The organism is Thiothrix caldifontis (assembly GCF_900107695.1).
Taxonomy (GTDB): Bacteria; Pseudomonadota; Gammaproteobacteria; order Thiotrichales; family Thiotrichaceae; genus Thiothrix; species Thiothrix caldifontis.
In genome coordinates, this window is sequence record NZ_FNQP01000011.1 from 74560 (window position 1) to 92337 (window position 17778).

The window sequence follows — 17778 nt, forward strand, 5'->3', positions numbered from 1 at the left end:
GTGTTTCAGGGAAGACGTTTGTTCTTGATGTTAACCTTGTTAGTGGTAATCGGTATTTTAATGTTGCGGGCAGCATGGTTGGAAATATTCCAACAGGAATGGCTGCAACAGCAAGCAGACAAGCGTCAAATGCGCGTGGTTACGGTTCCTGCTTATCGGGGGATGATTACGGATCGTAATGGTGATCCTATGGCAATTAGTTCGCCCGTTTCCTCGCTGTGGTGCAATCCACAAGAATTATTGCAAGCAAGGGAAGCCTTGCGCAACGAATATGAGTTATCCCGTCAAGTGTCGGAGGCAACTGCTGGGGATACTGCTGCTGAGGAGAGTGAGGCTCAGGCATTGGCTTCGACTCGCTTTGCCCGCTTGGAGTCTGGTTTCCGTCAAATTGAAAAAGAACTGGGCATGGAAGAGGGTAGTTTGCCCGCCAAGTTAAAGGAAGCTAGTAGTAAGCAATTCTTCTATCTCGGTCGACAATTACCGTTAGAGGTGGCAGATGCCATCCTGGATCTGGATTTGCCGGGTGTTGCCGCGACGCGAGAATATCGCCGTTATTATCCATTAGCAGAAACGGCGGGTCATGTGGTGGGTATGACCAATGTGGACGGTAATGGCATTGAGGGTATTGAAAAAGCGCAAAATGACATTTTAGCAGGTAAAAATGGTCAGACGCGGGTAGTGCGTGACGCTAAAGGCAAGCTGGTTGAGAGCGTTATTAGTATGGAGGAAATGCAGCCTGGGCAGAATGTGCAATTGAGTATTGACCGCCGTATTCAATACCTTGCCTATAAAGAATTGAAAACCCAGGTGTCGCTATTGAATGCCAAAGCAGGTTCATTGATCGTGCTGGATGCGCATACCGGTGAAATTTTGGCGATGGCTAATGTGCCTTCCTTTAACCCGAACAACCGCAAAGAGTTGGAGCCGTATCTGTATCGTAACCGTGCGGTTACGGATAAATCCGAACCTGGTTCAACTATTAAGCCTTTAACGATTGCTGCGGCCTTAGAGGCACGAGTTTTGGGGGCTGATGTTGAAATTAATACGTCACCCGGGCAAATCAACTTTGGTAAATACAGCGTCAAGGATCCGAAAGATTATGGTTCTATCACGTTGTCAACGTTATTAGCTAAATCCAGTAACGTGGGTGCTAGTCGGGTGGCGTTGCTGATGGCTGCGCGTGATCAGTGGATGTTCCTCAATCGCGTGGGGTTTGGGCGTGTGCCGAATGCTGGTTTTTCAGGTGAAACAGCGGGGCAACTAACGGATTATACCAAGTGGGGTAAAGTTGATCGTGCTTCACATGGTTATGGATATGGCTTGTCTGCCAGTTTGTTGCAAACTACCCACGCTTATGCGCCATTTGCGGCTAATGGCGTGTTTATGCCAGCTTCCATTTATAAGCTCGATAAGCCCGGCTTAGGTCAACAGGTGATGAGTCCTGATACTGCCAGTGCCGTGTTGCGCATGATGGAAGCGGTGGTGCAAAAAGGCGGAACAGGTGAGAAAGCTATGGTAGATGGCTACCGTATTGCTGGTAAAACAGGTACCGCTTATAAATATATCGACGGCAAATACCAAAATGACCGCTATTTGACCAGTTTTATTGGGGTTGCACCGGCTAGCCGTCCACGTTTAGTGGTCGCTGTTCAGATTGATGAACCTCAGATTGATGATAGTGGCGGCCGTGCTGCAGCACCCGTTTTTTCCAAAGTCATGGCAGAATCACTACGCTTGCTTGATGTGCCTCCAGATAACCTGCCTAGTGAGCATCCGCCGATGCCGCAACCTGTAGCACCAGCCAATGTGGGAGGTGCTACATGAGCCATTCTGTATCCCTCCGCGCTTTATTAACCGGTTTGGTTGAATCCGTACCGGATATCGAGATTACGGGATTGACTTTGGATAATCGCCAAGTTCAACCCGGCATGGCGTTTGTGGCTTTGCGTGGCACGCGCCAACATGGTTTGGATTATGCTGAAGCGGCTGTCCGTGCTGGGGCGAGTGTCGTGCTTTACGAGCCGGAAATAGGTTTACAGCCACCAGTTTTGTCGGTTGACGCGGTGTCTGTCCCTGCTTTGAGGGAACATTTAGGGACACTCGCCGACCGTTTTAATGCGAATCCCAGTGCCGGGTTGTTCATGGTGGGGGTGACTGGTACTGATGGTAAAACGTCAGTAAGCCATTTCGTTGCCGAAGCATTGAATACTGACCCTGTGCAGCCAACAGCAGTTATTGGAACGTTAGGCATTGGTGTGCCGGGAGCTTTACAGCCTGCAACACATACCACGCCTGATGCGCTCACGGTTCACCACTTGTTACGCCGTTTGCATGACGATGGTTTTACTGCTGTTGCGATGGAAGTGTCTTCGCACGCGCTGGATCAGGGGCGGGTCAATGGTATCCGCTTTAATGTGGCGGTTTTGACCAACTTGACCCGCGATCATCTGGATTATCACGGCACTGTGGAAGCTTATGCTGAAGCTAAGCGTAAATTGTTTCATTGGCCGGATTTGCAAGCGGTCGTGTTGAATCTGGATGATGCTTTTGGGCAACGCTTAGCAGCCGAGTTATCCGAAAAACAGGTGCGTGTCATCGGTTATGGCGTGGGCAATGCGGCTGATTATCCGACGGGAACCTTGGTTGCAACAGAACCTGTATTTGATCACAGCGGGATCCGTGCCAAGGTGTCGAACGGGCAGGAAGCGGGGGTATTGCAAGCACCGGTGTTAGGGCAATTCAACTTGCATAACGTGCTGGCAGCTTTGGGGGTCTTGTTGGCAAAAGGCTTAGCATTGTCGGATGCTTTGCAACGCTTGCAACACGTACAGGTTGTGCCGGGGCGCATGGAGCGGGTCGGTGCAGATGCAGGCAGACTGGTGGTGGTGGACTACGCACATACACCCGGCGCATTGCAGCAGGTATTAACGGCGGTGCGGGTGCATACCCGTGGGCGTTTGCTGTGTGTGTTTGGCTGTGGCGGCGACCGTGATCGCGGAAAACGACCATTAATGGCAAAAATAGCCGAATCTGATGCTGACGTGGTGATCGTAACCGACGATAATCCGCGCTCTGAAAATCCGCAGCAGATATTTGAGGACATTATGCAAGGCTTCCACAATAAAACGGGCGTGACCTTTGAGCACGACCGTACTAAAGCGATTCGCCTCGCCATTGGGCAAGCACAGCCCGGCGATACCGTATTGATTGCAGGCAAAGGCCATGAAACCGTACAGATTTTAGCGCATGGCACGGTGCCATTTGATGACCGCATTCAAGCAGCACTGGCGTTGCAGGAGTGTGGCGCATGACGTGGTTGAGTCTTGCTGAGATTGCTGAACTGACGGGTGGAACGCTGCATGGTCAGAATGTGGCGATTGAGCGTGTGGAGCGCGACTCACGGCAAGTGCAAAGCGGTGATTTATTCCTTGCTCTGAGGGGGGAGCGGTTTGATGCCCACGACTTTGTGCCACAGGTGGCAGGCAAAGTCAGTGGTGCATTGGTTTCCCGCTTAATCGACGCTGCTATTCCTCAGGTAGTAGTGGACGATGTGCGCTTGGCATTGGGAAGCTTAGCGGCGGCATGGCGACAAACGTTTACTCTGCCTTTGATCGGGTTGACCGGTAGCAATGGCAAAACCACCGTAAAAGAAATGCTGACAGCTATCTTGTCATTACAGGGTGACACTTTAGCGACGGCGGGTAATCTCAATAATGATATTGGAATGCCGCTGACGTTATTGGGTTTGCGCCAGCAACACGCGTTTGCTGTGATTGAAATGGGCATGAGCCATTTTGGTGAAATTGATTATTTGGCTCGTATCGCCCGCCCGGATGTTGCCATTATTAACAATGCCGGTGCTGCCCATTTGGAGGGTGTCGGTGATCTTGCCGGTGTGGCACGCGCTAAAGGTGAAATTTTCAATGGTTTGTCAGCAAACGGTGTTGCCATTCTGAATGCCGATGATGCGTATGTGGATTATTGGCTCGGTCTGAATACCGGTAGGCGGATAATGACCTTTGGTCTGAATAACCCAGCGGATGTGCAGGGCAGTGTCGCTGGCAATCAGTTGCACATTACCGCTAACGGGAAAGCGGTCGCCGTTAGTTTGCCGTTATTGGGGCGGCATAATCAGATGAATGCATTGGCAGCGGCGACTGCGGCACTGGCGTTGGGCGTGTCATTGGATACCGTGCAGCGTGGTTTGGAATCCTTGCAAGCGGTCAAGGGGCGCTTATGCCCGAAAGCGGGTGCGCATGGCGGTTTGGTGATTGACGATACGTACAATGCCAATCCGAGTTCTACAGCGGCGGCAGTGGCGGTATTGGCAGGAATGCAGGGCAGAAGGGTGTTGGTCTTGGGGGATATGGGCGAATTGGGCGCGAATGGAGTGGCATTACATGCCGGTATTGGTCAGCAGGCGGCGCAAGCCGGAATTGATGCTTTGTATACTTTAGGCACGTTGAGTGCGCACGCGAGTGCAGCGTTTGGTAAGGCAGGCTATGCTTTTAGTGAACTGGATGCGTTACTGGATGCGTTACAGGCGGCATTGCAGCCGGATACAACGCTGTTGGTGAAAGGTTCGCGTTCGGCACGGATGGAACGGGTGGTGGATGCATTGACAGTCGCGGCTGTCCAGGAGGTCGCGTAATGTTGGTTTGGTTGTTTGATTTCCTGAGTGATTTTTACCGTGGTTTTAATGTATTTCAATATTTAACCTTGCGGGCTATTTTGGGTTTATTGACGGCGTTGTTCATTGCATTGTGGACAGGGCCGCGCATGATTCGGGCGCTGACTCGCTTAAAAATTGGGCAATATATTCGTGAAGATGGCCCCCAGCACCAAATGAAGGCGGGTACGCCCACCATGGGCGGGGTGATGATTATTCTGGCTATTGGCGTTGCCACCTTGTTGTGGGCGGATTTGAGCAATCATTATGTGTGGGTGGTATTGCTGGTAACGCTGGGGTTTGGTTTGGTAGGTGGTTTGGATGATTACATCAAACTCAAGCAGCGTCGTAATTTGGGCTTGACCGCTAAGCAAAAATACGTGGGCTTGAGCTTGATTGGGTTTGCCGCCGCCTTTTATTTGTTTTTCACCGCAGCGACTCCGGTGGAAACGACGTTTTTCTTGCCGGTATTCAAAGATGCACATTGGCAGATGGGCTGGTTATTCATTCCTTGGGTGTATTTGGTGGTGGTGGGTTCGAGTAATGCGGTGAACCTGACTGATGGTTTGGATGGCTTGGCGATTATGCCGACCATTATGGTGGCTGGTGGTTTGGCAATTTTTGCTTATGTGAGCGGACATGCCACGATTTCACAGTATTTGGGAGTGCCACGGATTCCCGGTGCAGGTGAGTTAGTGGTGTTCTGTGCGGCAATATTCGGTGCTGGTTTGGGTTTCTTGTGGTTTAACACGTACCCCGCGCAAGTGTTCATGGGCGATGTCGGCGCATTGGCACTGGGGGCGGCACTTGGCATCGTCGCGGTGGTGGTGCGTCAGGAAATCGTTTTGGCAATTATGGGCGGAATTTTTGTGTTAGAAACCCTCTCGGTTATTATGCAAGTAGGCTATTTTAAAGCGACGAGTGGCAAGCGGATTTTCCGCATGGCTCCTTTGCACCACCATTATGAGAAAAAAGGTTGGCCCGAACCACGGGTCATTGTCCGTTTTTGGATTGTTACCGTAATTCTAGTGATGATCGGTTTGGCAACCTTGAAGATTCGTTAAGGCAATGAGTGACGCTGGTATGACAATGCAAATGCACAATTGGGATACGCTGGTGGTTGGCTTAGGCCAGACCGGGTTATCGGTTGCGCGGCATTTGCAGGCGCGTGGGGTGGCGTTTGCGGTGGTGGATAGCCGTGCTAATCCGCCGGGTAAGGCTGAGTTGCTGGCAGAGTTTCCACAAACGCCTTACCACTTTGGGGCATTTGCTGAGGCCGCTGCTTGGTTTGCCAGTGCAACTACCTTGGTGGTCAGCCCCGGTATTGCGATTGCGACCCCGGAAATCCATGCCGCTGGTGAACGCGGTGCGGCAATCATTGGTGACATTGAGTTGTTTGTGCGCGAAGCCCCAGCTCCCGTGATTGCGATTACCGGCTCTAACGGCAAAAGCAGTGTTACCACGCTGGTGGATTTAATGGCGCAAAAAGCCGGAATGAAGTCTTACGCAGGCGGCAATCTGGGCTACGCTGCGCTGGATTTGCTGGCACAGCCGACGCCGGATTTGTATGTGATGGAACTTTCCAGCTTTCAATTGGAAACCACCCAGTCGCTACGCGCCGTTTCAGCCGTGGTATTAAATGTCAGCGAAGATCACATGGACAGATACCCCAGCTTTGCTGATTATGCCGCCGCCAAGCAAGTTGCGTACCAACATTGTGGATGTGCGGTAGTAAATCGTGACGATGCGGTGGTAATGGCGATGCTGGCAGACTTGACGGACGCTGAGCGCAGTCGAAGCGTCAGTTTTGGCTTGGATATTCCGACAGACGGTCAATACGGTCTGCGTGAACACGCGGGTAAACGCTGGTTAGCCAAGGGTGAAACCCTGTTGCTGGTGGTGGATGAATTGAAATTGCCGGGTGAGCACAATTACGCGAATGCACTGGCAGCGTTGGCGTTGGGCGAGGCAGCCGGTATTCCGCTAGACGGTATGTTGGCGGCTTTGCGTGAGTTCAGCGGCTTGGCACATCGCACCCAGTGGGTTCGCGAACGCGCTGGGGTGAATTGGTATAACGATTCCAAAGGCACGAATGTTGGCGCGACGCTGGCGGCCTTAGCAGGTTTGCCCGGCAAAACCGTGTTGATTGCGGGTGGGCAGGGCAAAGGGGCAGATTTTTCGCCCTTGCGTGCGGTGGCAATGGCAAAAGCACGGGCGCTGGTGTTGATTGGTGAGGATCGCAATAAAATTGCTGATGTGGTGGAAGGTTACGCCCCGTATGTGTTTGCGCATGATATGGCGGATGCTGTGGCTATTGCAGCAGCGTTGGCGCAAGCGGGGGATAACGTGCTGCTGTCACCGGCTTGTGCGAGTTTTGATATGTTCAAAAGCTATGTGCATCGCGGTGACGTGTTTACTGCGGAAGTCAGGAGCTTGCCATGATTAAACTGCCTAGCTTGATGCTGGATACCCCGACCGACAATTTTTGGTCACGTTATGTGGATCGTGATTTGCTGATTGCGTTGCTGGCTATCATCGGTATCGGGATTGTAATGTTGGCATCGGCGTCGTTATGGGTGGCAGAAAAACAGTACAACGACCCGTATTTTTACCTGCAACGCCAAGCGTTCTATCTGGCGATTGGGGTGGTGTTGGCGCTGGGGATGTATCAAATTCGGGTGGATTTCTGGCAGCAATTAGGGGTGCGTCTATTGCCGCTGGTGCTAGTGTTGTTGGTGTTGGTGCTGATCCCCGGTATTGGCAAGGAAGTGAATGGTAGTCGGCGTTGGCTAAATCTGGGTTTCATGGCGATACAGGTGTCGGAGCTGGCGAAACTGATTATGTTGCTGTACCTGTCAGGTTACTTGATTCGCCACGGGAAAAGCTTGGCAACGTCGCCGTCTTATCAGCCCTTATTGATTCCTTTGGTGGTGTTGGGGGTCACGGGTGGTTTGTTATTGCTGGAGCCGGATTTTGGGTCGACGATTGTTATTTTCGTCACGGGTTTGTCGTTGCTGTTTTTGGGGGGGGTGCCGCTGCAACGGCTGGGTATCCTGATTGGTGGCGCGATTTTGGTAATGATTCCGGTGTCGATGATGGGCTATCGCGGTGCGCGTTGGGATGCCTTGATGAACCCGTGGGCGCACGAAGCCGACAAGGGGTATCAGACGGTTCATGCGCTGATGGCGATTGGTGACGGAGGTTGGTTTGGCAACGGCTTGGGTGGCGGTATCCAGAAGTTGTTTTACCTGCCGGAAGCGCACAACGATTTTATTTTCTCAATATTGGCGGAAGAGTTCGGCTTTATCGGCATGTTGGTGGTGCTGAGTTTGTACGGTTGGCTGGTGTTACGTGCGTTTGTGATCGGCTTTCAGGCAGATAAAGCGGGTAAGCATTTTGGTGCGTATGTGGCTTATGGGATCGGGTTTTGGATGGGGTTTCAGGTCATCCTGCATATTGGGGTGAATTTGGCGGTATTGCCCCCTAAAGGTTTGACCTTGCCGTTGATGAGTTATGGCGGGAGCAGTTTATTGGTCACGTTGATGGCAATGGCTTTATTGATGCGGGTGCATCGTGAAACCCAGTTGGTGCAGTTTGGTTTACCAGAAGTGCGTGCGCCCAAACCACCCAAAGCGCGAGCGATTCGGAGGACTACCCGTGGCGAGTAAACAGCAGCGTCCGATTATGATTACCGCAGGTGGCACGGGTGGGCATGTTTACCCCGGTCTGGCGGTGGCGCGTGCCTTGATCGCCCAAGGGATTCCCGTGGTGTGGATGGGAACACGCAAAGGATTGGAAGCACGCGTGATTCCCGAAGCCGGTATCGAGATGGCGTGGTTGGATGTCAGTGCCTTGCGTGGCAAAGGCTTGCGGGCATTGTTGTTAGCGCCAGTGAATCTGGTGCGGGCGTTGTGGCAGGCGCTGCAAATCGTGCGCAAACATCAGCCCGCTGCGGTATTAGGCATGGGCGGATTTGTGGCAGGTCCCGGTGGCTTGATGGCGGCGTTGCTGGGCAAGCCGGTAGTGATTCATGAGCAGAATGCCGTCGCAGGTTTAACCAATAAGCTGTTATCCCGCGTTAGTCGGCGGGTGTTGGAAGGTTTCCCTGGCACGTTTACTGCGAGCCAAAAGGTGATGGCAACCGGCAATCCGGTGCGTTTGGACATTGCCAGTTTGCCCGTCCCGCTGGAGCGCTTGGTTGATCGTGACGATGAGCCGGTACACGTATTAGTGGTCGGTGGCAGTCTGGGGGCGCAAGCGCTGAACCAGATGATTCCACAAGCGTTGGCGCAATTGGATGCGGCAATTCGCCCGGTAGTACGTCACCAAGCTGGCGTGAAAAACATTGACGATGCTCGCCACCAATACGCTGCCGCCGGTGTTGAAGCAGACGTGATGCCGTTCATTGAGGACATGGCGGAAGCGTATGCATGGGCGGATTTGGTGATTTGCCGTGCCGGTGCGCTCACCATTGCCGAATTGGCAGCGGCAGGTGTGGCGGCAGTGTTAGTGCCTTACCCACACGCGGTGGATGATCACCAGACCGCGAACGGCAATTACTTGGCGGAAAACGGCGCGGCATTATTGATTCAGCAGCGCGATTTAACCCCAGAAAAACTCGCGGGCGTATTAAAAGAGTTGTGTACGGATCGCGCCCGTTTACGGCAAATGAGCATCGCGTCGCGCACCTTGGCGAAGCCTCATGCAACGGCACAAGTGGCGGCGATTTGTGCCGCTTACGCCGGTTATGATTTCGATAATTCAGCAGGAAAACAACAATGAAAATAGGCAATGACGATCTGGCTCGCAAACGCATTAATCGGCTGCATTTCATCGGTATCGGTGGTGCGGGGATGGGCGGTATTGCTGAGGTGGTCGCCAATTTGGGCTATCAGGTATCCGGTTCGGATGTGGCAGAGGGCGCGATGACCCGCCGCCTGCAATCGTTGGGGATTACGGTTTACAAAGGTCATGCAGCGGAAAACGTTGCGGGTGCGGACGTAATCGTGGTATCGACCGCGATCGATGCGGCTAACCCTGAAATCGTGGCGGCGCGTGAAAAACGTTTGCCGATTGTGCGCCGTGCGGAAATGTTGGCGGAACTGATGCGTTTCCGGCAGGGCATTGCGGTGGCAGGTACGCACGGTAAAACCACGACGACCAGTCTGACCACGAGTTTGCTGGTGGAAGGTGGGATGGATCCGACCTACGTGATCGGTGGCAAGCTGAACAGTTCCGCGAGTAATTCCAAACTCGGCACGGGTGAATATCTGGTGGCGGAGGCGGATGAAAGCGATGCGTCATTCCTGCATCTGCAACCGATGATTGCGGTGGTCACGAATATCGACGAAGACCACATGTCGACGTATGGCAACGATTTCAATAAGTTGAAGCAAACGTTTGTGGAGTTTTTGCACCACTTGCCGTTCTACGGGCTGGCGGTGTTGTGTGTGGATGATGAATACGTGCGTGAAATCATGCCGGACGTTAGGCGACCGATTGTCACCTACGGCATTGATCAGGAAGCGGATGTGCGGGCGACGAATCTGCGCTTTGAGGGTACACAAAGCTATTTCACGGTGCATTGCGTCAAAGGTAATCGCACCTTGGACATCGTGCTGAATTTGCCGGGGCGTCATAACGTCTTGAATGCACTGGCGGCGATTGCGATTGCGGCGGAATTGGATGTGTCGGATCAAGCCATTATGGATGGTTTGCGCAAATTTGACGGGGTGGGGCGGCGTTTCCAGCAATACGGTGACATTACTTTCGCGCCGGGTAAGCAGGCAACCTTGGTCGATGATTACGGGCATCACCCGCGTGAAATGAAAGCGACACTGGAGGCAGTGCGCAATGCCTGGCCGACGCGGCGTTTGGTGCAGGTGTTTCAACCGCACCGTTACACCCGTACCCGCGATTTGTTTGAAGATTTTGCGCAAGTGTTGTCGGAAACCGATGTGCTGGTGTTGATGGATGTGTACCCCGCCAGCGAACAGCCGATTCCGGGTGCGGATGGGCGGGCGTTGGCACGGGCGATTCGTATCCGTGGCAAGGTTGACCCGATTTTTGTGACTGACGTGGAAGATGTACCGGGCGTGTTAAAGCATGTATTGCAGGATGGCGATGTGATTCTGACCCAAGGCGCGGGTAGCGTGGGCGCATTAGCCGCGAGCTTGCCCGAAAAACTGATGCTGAAGCCGGAGGGTGGTGCATGAGTCAGAACCTAGCCGCTAAATTCGGCAAAGTCGCGGTGTTATACGGTGGTTGGGCAGCCGAACGCCCGATTTCGCTGAAAAGTGGTGCGGCAGTGCTGGCAGGCTTGCAAGCCAGTGGCGTGGATGCGCACGGTATTGATGTTGACCGTAACATTATTAAGACGCTTCAAGACGGTGGCTTTGATCGGGTATTTAATATTCTGCACGGCGCGGGCGGCGAAGATGGCGTGTTGCAAGGTGCGCTGGAAATTTTGGGTCTGCCTTACACCGGTTGTGGGGTAATGGCTGCGGCGATCAGCATGGATAAGCTCATGACCAAGCGGGTGTGGGCAGGTGCGGGGTTGCCGACGCCAGCGTATCGGGTGCTGACGGCGGCTACCGATTTTGAGGCAGTGGTTGCCGAGCTAGGCTTGCCCTTGATGGTGAAACCGGCGACGGAAGGTTCCAGCATTGGGATGAGCAAAGTGAAAGCGGCGGCGGATTTGGCGGGTGCTTATCACAAAGCCGCTGAATGCAGCGCGGTGGTGATTGCTGAGCAGTGGATAACCGGTGCGGAATATACCGCCGGAATCGTTGCTGGCGAATCATTGCCGCTGATTCGCTTGGAAGTGCCGGGTGAGTTTTACGATTACGAGGCGAAATATGTCTCGGATGATACCCATTATTTTTGCCCCTGTGGTTTAGATGCCGCAGAAGAAAGCGCCATGCAAGTGCTGGCACAGCAAGCCTTTGCAGCGGTTGGCGGGCGTGGCTGGGGTCGGGTTGACCTGATGCGGGATGCCCAAGGCAAAGCATGGCTGATCGAAGTCAATACAAACCCCGGTATGACGGATCACAGTTTGGTGCCAATGGGCGCTCGCGCGATTGGAATGGATTTTAACGCGCTGGTTGTGCGCATTTTGGAGACGACATTGTAATGGCAACACCACGCCGCAACACGGTTAAACGGACTCGCACAAGTTTCAGTTTCACTGAGATTTCACCGGGTCTGTTGAGGTTAGTGGCGGTGTTGGTGTTAGGGCTAATGCTGTTAGCGGGAGTGCTGGGAGTAAGAGCCATGCTCAATAACCCAGAAAACCTGCCCATTAGTCGGATTGATCTACAAGGCGAGAGGAAGTTCATCAAAGATGCAGAGTTACAGGCGGTTATTGGAAAATACCAACAGACCAACCTATACCTGCTTGATGTGAATGCATTAGAGACTGATTTGAAAACACTACCTTGGGTACGGGCTGTTACCTTGCGTAAAGCGTGGCCTGATCAGTTGATTGTGGGGATTGAGGAACAGCATCCTGTCGCCTTGTGGGGGCGTGAGCGCTTAATGAATAAGTACGGTGAATTATTTGCCGCTGATTTGTCTTCTATACGTGGCTTGTTGCCGACCTTGTACAGTCCTGAAGATAAAGGGCGTGAAATCGCTGAACGTTATTTGCAGGTCAAGGAATGGCTGAAAGATTTGCCATTGGAAATTTCGGAGTTGACCGAAGATGAAAGCGGTTCATGGCGCTTAAAGATTAAAGATGGCCCAGAAATTATGATTGGTAGCGAAGATCAAGAACGCCGGATACAACGGTTCAGGGTTGGTTTCCAGCAAGAGTTAGCCAAAAAACTAGCGAATGTACGGCGAGTAGATTTGCGTTATACCAATGGTTTTGCAGTGGAATGGAAAAAATCCCCAGTCGGCTCGCGGGATTCAACGAACGGAGTCGCAGGAGTGAGTGATGTCAAAAAAAGATCATAACGTGATTGTAGCGCTGGATCTGGGAACCTCGAAAGTGGTTGCTTTGGTTGGTGAAATCAATGACGCTGGACGTTTGGAGATTATTGGTATCGGTTCATACCCATCACGGGGGATGAAAAAAGGTGTGGTGGTCAATATTGAATCCACCATTCAGTCGATTCAGCGTGCAGTGGAAGAAGCCGAATTGATGGCGGGTATCCAAATCCGCTCCGTATATGTGGGTATTGCCGGTAGTCATGTTCGTAGCCTGAACTCCCATGGCATTGTGGCTATTAAGGATAAAGAAGTCACCGTAAGCGATGTTGAGCGGGTGATGGATGCGGCGCGTGCAGTGGCTGTCCCTGCTGACCAACGGATTTTGCATGTGTTGCCGCAGGAATATGTGATCGACCAGCAAGAAGGTATTCGTGAACCGATTGGTATGTCCGGGGTGCGTTTGGAGGCACGGGTGCATCTGGTGACGGCAGCGCATAGTGCGGCACAGAATTTAGTCAAATGTGTGGAGCGTTGCGGTTTACACGTTGAAGACATCATTCTGGAACAAGTTGCCTCCAGCTATGCGGTGTTGGAAGAAGATGAAAAAGAACTGGGTGTATGCCTCGTTGACATCGGTGGCGGGACTAGCGACATTGCGGTGTTCATGAATGGTTCAATTCATCACACTGCCGTCATTCCTATTGCGGGTGATCAAGTCACCAATGACATTGCGGTAGCGGTCAGAACCCCGACGCAACACGCAGAAGAGATTAAGATTAAACACGGTCGGGCTTTACGCCAGCTTGTCGATGAGGATGAGTTGATTGAAGTGCCGGGCGTTGGGGAACGTGAGCCACGTAGTCTGTCAGTGCAGGCATTGGCGTCCGTGATCGAACCCCGTTATGAAGAATTGTTTTCACTCGTGCTTCAGGAATTGCGTCGTAGCGGTTATGAAGAACGAATTGGTGCAGGTATCGTGCTGACAGGCGGCTCTTCCAAAATGCGGGGAGTACGCGAGTTAGCTGAAGAAGTGTTCCATATGCCGGTTAGGATTGGAATGCCTCGGAATATCGGTGGCTTGCGTGGTGAAGTCGAAAATCCTATCCATTCCACTGGGGTAGGGCTACTGCTGTACGGGATGGCACAGCAGGCATATGGCACCAAGCGCACTTATCCTACTCCCGGCGTTATGTCGACGGAAGATGGCTGGTGGGATCGCTTGAAAAGCTGGTTTAACGGTAATTTTTAACAGTCGGAGAGTACGGGCATGTTTGAATTAATGGATAGTGCAGCCAAAGGTGCTGCAATCAAAGTAATTGGTGTCGGCGGCGGCGGTGGCAATGCGGTCAAGCACATGCTGGCATCCGGTATCGAAGGTGTTGAATACATTTGTGCGAATACTGATTCCCAAGCATTAGCTGGGATTGGCGTCAAAAGTGTCCTGCAATTGGGTACTTCCTTGACCAAAGGTCTGGGTGCGGGCGCAAACCCTGAAATTGGGCGCGAAGCTGCCATCGAAGACCGTGAACGCATCAAAGAATTGGTGAGCGGTACGGATATGTTGTTCATCACTGCTGGTATGGGTGGTGGTACAGGGACAGGTGCTGCGCCAGTCATTGCTGAAATTGCACGTGACATGGGAATTTTGACCGTTGCGGTGGTGACCCGTCCCTTCTTGATGGAAGGTTCACGTCGCAAGAAGTCTGCGGATGCAGGTATTACCGAGTTGCACAAGCATGTTGACTCCCTGATTACCATTCCTAACCAGAAATTGCTGACTTCATTGGGTAAGAACGTCTCTTTGCTATCCGCTTTTGAAGCAGCGAATGATGTGTTGCTGAAAGCAGTACAAGGTATTGCGGAACTCATCACTAATCCGGGGTTGATCAACGTTGACTTTGCTGACGTGCGTGCAGTCATGATGAACGGCGGTGTTACCATGATGGGGTCAGGCGAAGCACAAGGTGAAGACCGTGCTTCCAAAGCGGCGCAAATGGCAATTTCCAGCCCACTGTTGGAAGACATCCGTTTGGATGGCTCTCACGGTATTCTGGTTAGCATTAGTGGTGGTTTGGATATGACCATGCACGAGTTTGAAGAAGTGGGGTCTGTCGTGGGGCAGTTTGCCGCAGATGATGCCAATGTGATCATAGGTACAACATTGAATCCGGAGTTGGGCGACAAGATTCGTGTCACGATCGTTGCAACGGGGTTGGAAGAAGGCGGTTTGACAGCAGCACGCCCGGCCTTGTCAGTGGTTGGTCAACAACCTGCAAGAGGTGTAGACCGTCATGCTCAACAGCAGGCAGCGGTAAACGAGCAGCGCAATCGTGTGCGTGAGCTACCGCCTGTGGTACTAGCGCAGGATGTGCCTGGCGTCCGTGGTTCTTATGGTGCGGTTCGCGATACCCCAACATATATCCGTAATGGCAGCGAAAGTAGCTTAGACATTCCTGCTTTTCTGCGTAAGCAAGCTGATTAATAATTATACTGTTTCGTTGGACAGTCGACATGCCCGTCGATGCATTGGAGCAAATGCTCCAATGCCAATGGGGGTGTCAATGGTTTGTTATTTGAGAAGATAATGTTTACGTAAGTCGATTTTGGGCAATTTCGTGTATTTGAGGAAACTTGTTCAGACTCTAATAAGTCAAATCGACTAGAATTCGCGGATTCTAAAAAATAACACGCCAACAACGAAAGGGAGTATACCTTGTTAAGGCAACGGACATTGAAAGCAACGGTATCGACTATCGGTATCGGCTTACACTCTGGTAAAAAAGTCTCCATGACTTTACGCCCAGCATCTTCCAATACTGGCATTGTGTTTCGCCGGGTTGATATGAATCCGCCCGCGCTGATTGAGCTTCACCCTGAGCGGGTGGGTGAGACCATGCTTTGCACCGCTTTGATTGCTGACGATGCAAAAGTCGCTACGGTCGAGCATTTGTTATCCGCATTGGCAGGTTTAGGAATAGATAATCTCTATGTGGATTTAGATGCCGCAGAAATTCCTATCATGGATGGCAGTGCGGCTCCTTTTCTATACCTACTGTTGTCTACAGGTATTGAAGAACTCAAAGCGCCTAAGCGTTTTATCCGTATCAAAAAGCCGCTTGAAGCTAGCCGAAGTAATGCTTGGGCGAAATTACTACCGTATGCTGGTTTTAAAGCCAGCTTTGAAATTGAATTTGATCACCCTGCTGTTAGTTCTACCGCGCAAGCTTTGGAAATCGACTTTTCTCGGCAAGCTTATGCGAGTGAGATTGCCCGTGCCCGTACCTTTGGGTTTATGCGTGACGTAGAAATGCTGCGTTCCCGTAATCTGGGTTTAGGTGGTAGTCTGGAAAACGCCATTGTACTGGATGAGTTTCGTGTACTGAATCAGGATGGCCTGCGTTATCGCGATGAGTTTATCCGTCACAAAATCCTTGATGCGATTGGTGACTTGTATACATTAGGGCATGGCATCATTGGTTATTATCAGGGGCATAAATCAGGTCATGCTATCAATAACTTACTGGTACGTGAGTTACTTCAGCAGCAGGATGCTTGGGAAATGGTTACGCTGGACGAAAAACAAAGAGAACAAGCCATTTTTGCGGATAACTATGCCTTCGGCGGGATTTGAACTATCAAGGTCGTGAGTGGCTAGCTGTTTGTGCAAGTTGCTGGACGGCGGCTCGAAGTTCTTTATCATCAATACCTTGGGCGATGCTTTGCATGATAATTGAAGCATTGTTTGAGAGTCTAAAATTGCCTGTCTTTTGCTCAACACTTGCAAGATGTAAGCCGATCACCTTAATATCAATGCCGCGAATGTTAGTGTTTAAGCATTTGCTTAAATGTTTGCTGAGTAAGTGCTGCTGAAAGCGGGCTTGCGTAGCAAAATGAGGGTCGTCGGTTAGGAGTGTTATACGTTGGTTTTTTAACAAAGGCCAAAAGTGGTTTTCTACAGGAACAGAAAAGAAGCACGCAATTTCTGCCGTGAGTTGGTCAAGCTGATACAATTTCTCATCAAACCCCTTGCTAATCAGTTGATTAATTTTTTTCATCATGGTTGTGCTCCCCGAAATCCACAATCTTCTACTATAAACGCTATAGTCGCATTTTTTTAGCTAGTGAGGAATCCAAGAGATTTACTATCATGCAGGTAATCTGTCTTAGTGATGACGGCACACGCCGTAGATCGTTTATGTTACACCCCTGGAAACACCTGATTATCCCCGCAGGCATCGTTGCTTTGCTGGTGGTAGGGCTTTCCGTTAACCAAATGCTGGGTCTTTACCAACTCGATGCTACGCCGCCGAATGCTGAAGTGTCTGAAAATGATGCGAGCAAACTGTTATCTGCTCTGGAGCAGCAAATTTCTACGGTTGACCAGATTAAGAAAGCCTACGCTAACTATACTGTCGATGTGGATACATTATCGGTGCGTTTAGGTACATTGGAAGCAGAAATCGCACGTTTGAATGCTTTGGCAAAACGTGTTGCGAATAAAGCCAAACTTGATCCCCAGGAATTCTCGCTGGATACCAAACCTGCGCGAGGCGGTCTCGCTAGTGAAGAGCCTGAGGTTGTTATTCCCAAATTATCATCCAATGAATTTTTAGCCTCGTTTGAGCTGGTTGAAAATAATCTGGATCGCCAAAAAGGTATGTTGGCGACCTTAGACCAGATTCTTGAGGGTATTAATGTGCAAGCAGAGGTCTCTCCTAGTGGTAGGCCAGTACGCAGTGGTTACATCTCTTCTGAGTTTGGTTTCCGGCGCGACCCTTTTAATGGTCGCCAGAAAATGCACAAAGGGGTTGATTATGCAGGGCCACACGGTACAGAAATTTATGCTGTAGGTGGGGGGGTGGTTTCTTTCTCCGGGAATCGCAATGACGGTTATGGCAATGTTGTCGAAGTTGACCATGGTGATGGCTTAATTAGCCGCTATGCCCATTTGAGTACCACTAAGGTTGCCGAAGGCGAAGTGGTAAAAAAAGGTGATAATGTGGCATGGATGGGGAGCACGGGGCGTTCCACGGGTTCCCACTTGCATCTGGAGGTTTTAAAGAATGGTGAGCAGGTTAACCCGCGTGAATACCTTGGACACGAAGAATAATTCACCGTACAGCCAGTTAAACCGTATATAATGTGATACAAACCGTCCGGTGTAATGCTGTGTCTGC

General features: G+C 51.4%; 15 protein-coding genes. 14 read left to right on the forward strand and 1 reads right to left on the reverse strand.

Annotation, left to right across the window (positions count from 1 at the left end):
- Positions 1 to 27: 27 nt before the first annotated feature.
- The 13 genes from BLV87_RS10675 to lpxC all read left to right on the forward strand — a co-directional run bounded on the left by BLV87_RS10675 (position 28) and on the right by lpxC (position 16232).
- Positions 28 to 1824, forward strand: a complete 1797-nt coding sequence (locus BLV87_RS10675; protein WP_093068688.1) for a peptidoglycan D,D-transpeptidase FtsI family protein — start codon at positions 28 to 30, stop codon at positions 1822 to 1824.
- Positions 1821 to 3311 carry a UDP-N-acetylmuramoyl-L-alanyl-D-glutamate--2,6-diaminopimelate ligase gene (locus BLV87_RS10680; protein ID WP_093068567.1) on the forward strand — a complete coding sequence of 497 codons (1491 nt, stop codon included), beginning with the start codon at positions 1821 to 1823 and terminating at the stop codon, positions 3309 to 3311. Before BLV87_RS10675 ends, BLV87_RS10680 begins: the two co-directional genes overlap by 4 nt.
- Positions 3308 to 4651, forward strand: coding sequence for a UDP-N-acetylmuramoyl-tripeptide--D-alanyl-D-alanine ligase (locus BLV87_RS10685; RefSeq protein ID WP_093068569.1), 1344 nt, complete (start codon positions 3308 to 3310; stop codon positions 4649 to 4651). Before BLV87_RS10680 ends, BLV87_RS10685 begins: the two co-directional genes overlap by 4 nt.
- Positions 4651 to 5733: a phospho-N-acetylmuramoyl-pentapeptide-transferase gene (gene mraY, locus BLV87_RS10690; RefSeq protein WP_093068571.1), complete on the forward strand. Its 1083-nt coding sequence runs from the start codon at positions 4651 to 4653 to the stop codon at positions 5731 to 5733. Before BLV87_RS10685 ends, mraY begins: the two co-directional genes overlap by 1 nt.
- A 25-nt stretch (positions 5734 to 5758) precedes the next feature.
- Positions 5759 to 7111, forward strand: coding sequence for a UDP-N-acetylmuramoyl-L-alanine--D-glutamate ligase (gene murD, locus BLV87_RS10695; protein WP_425441553.1), 1353 nt, complete (start codon positions 5759 to 5761; stop codon positions 7109 to 7111).
- A complete protein-coding gene (ftsW, locus tag BLV87_RS10700; RefSeq protein ID WP_093068574.1) occupies positions 7108 to 8337 on the forward strand; it encodes a putative lipid II flippase FtsW in 1230 nt (409 codons plus the stop codon). The genes murD and ftsW overlap by 4 nt, the downstream gene beginning before the upstream one ends.
- The gene (murG, locus tag BLV87_RS10705; protein WP_093068576.1) at positions 8327 to 9451 is read left to right on the forward strand and encodes an undecaprenyldiphospho-muramoylpentapeptide beta-N-acetylglucosaminyltransferase; all 1125 of its coding nucleotides are present in this window, start codon (positions 8327 to 8329) and stop codon (positions 9449 to 9451) included. Before ftsW ends, murG begins: the two co-directional genes overlap by 11 nt.
- Positions 9448 to 10884 carry a UDP-N-acetylmuramate--L-alanine ligase gene (gene murC, locus BLV87_RS10710; RefSeq protein ID WP_093068578.1) on the forward strand — a complete coding sequence of 479 codons (1437 nt, stop codon included), beginning with the start codon at positions 9448 to 9450 and terminating at the stop codon, positions 10882 to 10884. Before murG ends, murC begins: the two co-directional genes overlap by 4 nt.
- Entirely contained in the window at positions 10881 to 11801 is a 921-nt protein-coding gene (locus BLV87_RS10715; protein ID WP_093068580.1) for a D-alanine--D-alanine ligase, read from the forward strand. The genes murC and BLV87_RS10715 overlap by 4 nt, the downstream gene beginning before the upstream one ends.
- Positions 11801 to 12625: a cell division protein FtsQ/DivIB gene (locus BLV87_RS10720; RefSeq protein WP_093068582.1), complete on the forward strand. Its 825-nt coding sequence runs from the start codon at positions 11801 to 11803 to the stop codon at positions 12623 to 12625. The genes BLV87_RS10715 and BLV87_RS10720 overlap by 1 nt, the downstream gene beginning before the upstream one ends.
- Positions 12606 to 13850, forward strand: coding sequence for a cell division protein FtsA (gene ftsA, locus BLV87_RS10725; protein WP_093068584.1), 1245 nt, complete (start codon positions 12606 to 12608; stop codon positions 13848 to 13850). Before BLV87_RS10720 ends, ftsA begins: the two co-directional genes overlap by 20 nt.
- A gap of 18 nt (positions 13851 to 13868) precedes the next feature.
- Positions 13869 to 15083, forward strand: coding sequence for a cell division protein FtsZ (gene ftsZ / locus BLV87_RS10730; RefSeq protein ID WP_093068586.1), 1215 nt, complete (start codon positions 13869 to 13871; stop codon positions 15081 to 15083).
- Between the two features lie 231 nt (positions 15084 to 15314).
- The gene (lpxC, locus tag BLV87_RS10735) at positions 15315 to 16232 is read left to right on the forward strand and encodes a UDP-3-O-acyl-N-acetylglucosamine deacetylase (protein WP_093068588.1); all 918 of its coding nucleotides are present in this window, start codon (positions 15315 to 15317) and stop codon (positions 16230 to 16232) included.
- A 4-nt stretch (positions 16233 to 16236) separates the two neighbouring features.
- Here the strand turns inward: lpxC and BLV87_RS10740 are convergent, their stop codons facing one another.
- The gene (locus BLV87_RS10740; protein ID WP_093068589.1) at positions 16237 to 16659 is read right to left on the reverse strand and encodes a hypothetical protein; all 423 of its coding nucleotides are present in this window, start codon (positions 16657 to 16659) and stop codon (positions 16237 to 16239) included.
- Between the two features lie 89 nt (positions 16660 to 16748).
- On the opposite strand from BLV87_RS10740, the gene BLV87_RS10745 reads away from it, so the two are divergent.
- Positions 16749 to 17711, forward strand: a complete 963-nt coding sequence (locus tag BLV87_RS10745; protein ID WP_093068591.1) for a peptidoglycan DD-metalloendopeptidase family protein — start codon at positions 16749 to 16751, stop codon at positions 17709 to 17711.
- The last annotated feature ends 67 nt before the right edge of the window (positions 17712 to 17778 follow it).

Excerpts from the sequence above, each read along its gene's own strand:
- BLV87_RS10675 (WP_093068688.1), top strand. The coding sequence starts at position 28 with ATGTTAACCTTGTTAGTGGTAATCGGTATTTTAATGTTGCGGGCAGCA.
- mraY (WP_093068571.1), top strand. The coding sequence starts at position 4,651 with ATGTTGGTTTGGTTGTTTGATTTCCTGAGTGATTTTTACCGTGGTTTT.
- murD (WP_425441553.1), top strand. The coding sequence starts at position 5,759 with ATGCAAATGCACAATTGGGATACGCTGGTGGTTGGCTTAGGCCAGACC.
- BLV87_RS10685 (WP_093068569.1), top strand. The coding sequence starts at position 3,308 with ATGACGTGGTTGAGTCTTGCTGAGATTGCTGAACTGACGGGTGGAACG.
- murC (WP_093068578.1), top strand. The coding sequence starts at position 9,448 with ATGAAAATAGGCAATGACGATCTGGCTCGCAAACGCATTAATCGGCTG.
- ftsA (WP_093068584.1), top strand. The coding sequence starts at position 12,606 with ATGTCAAAAAAAGATCATAACGTGATTGTAGCGCTGGATCTGGGAACC.
- BLV87_RS10680 (WP_093068567.1), top strand. The coding sequence starts at position 1,821 with ATGAGCCATTCTGTATCCCTCCGCGCTTTATTAACCGGTTTGGTTGAA.
- BLV87_RS10740 (WP_093068589.1), bottom strand. The coding sequence starts at position 16,659 with ATGATGAAAAAAATTAATCAACTGATTAGCAAGGGGTTTGATGAGAAA.
- ftsW (WP_093068574.1), top strand. The coding sequence starts at position 7,108 with ATGATTAAACTGCCTAGCTTGATGCTGGATACCCCGACCGACAATTTT.
- BLV87_RS10720 (WP_093068582.1), top strand. The coding sequence starts at position 11,801 with ATGGCAACACCACGCCGCAACACGGTTAAACGGACTCGCACAAGTTTC.
- BLV87_RS10715 (WP_093068580.1), top strand. The coding sequence starts at position 10,881 with ATGAGTCAGAACCTAGCCGCTAAATTCGGCAAAGTCGCGGTGTTATAC.
- ftsZ (WP_093068586.1), top strand. The coding sequence starts at position 13,869 with ATGTTTGAATTAATGGATAGTGCAGCCAAAGGTGCTGCAATCAAAGTA.
- BLV87_RS10745 (WP_093068591.1), top strand. The coding sequence starts at position 16,749 with ATGCAGGTAATCTGTCTTAGTGATGACGGCACACGCCGTAGATCGTTT.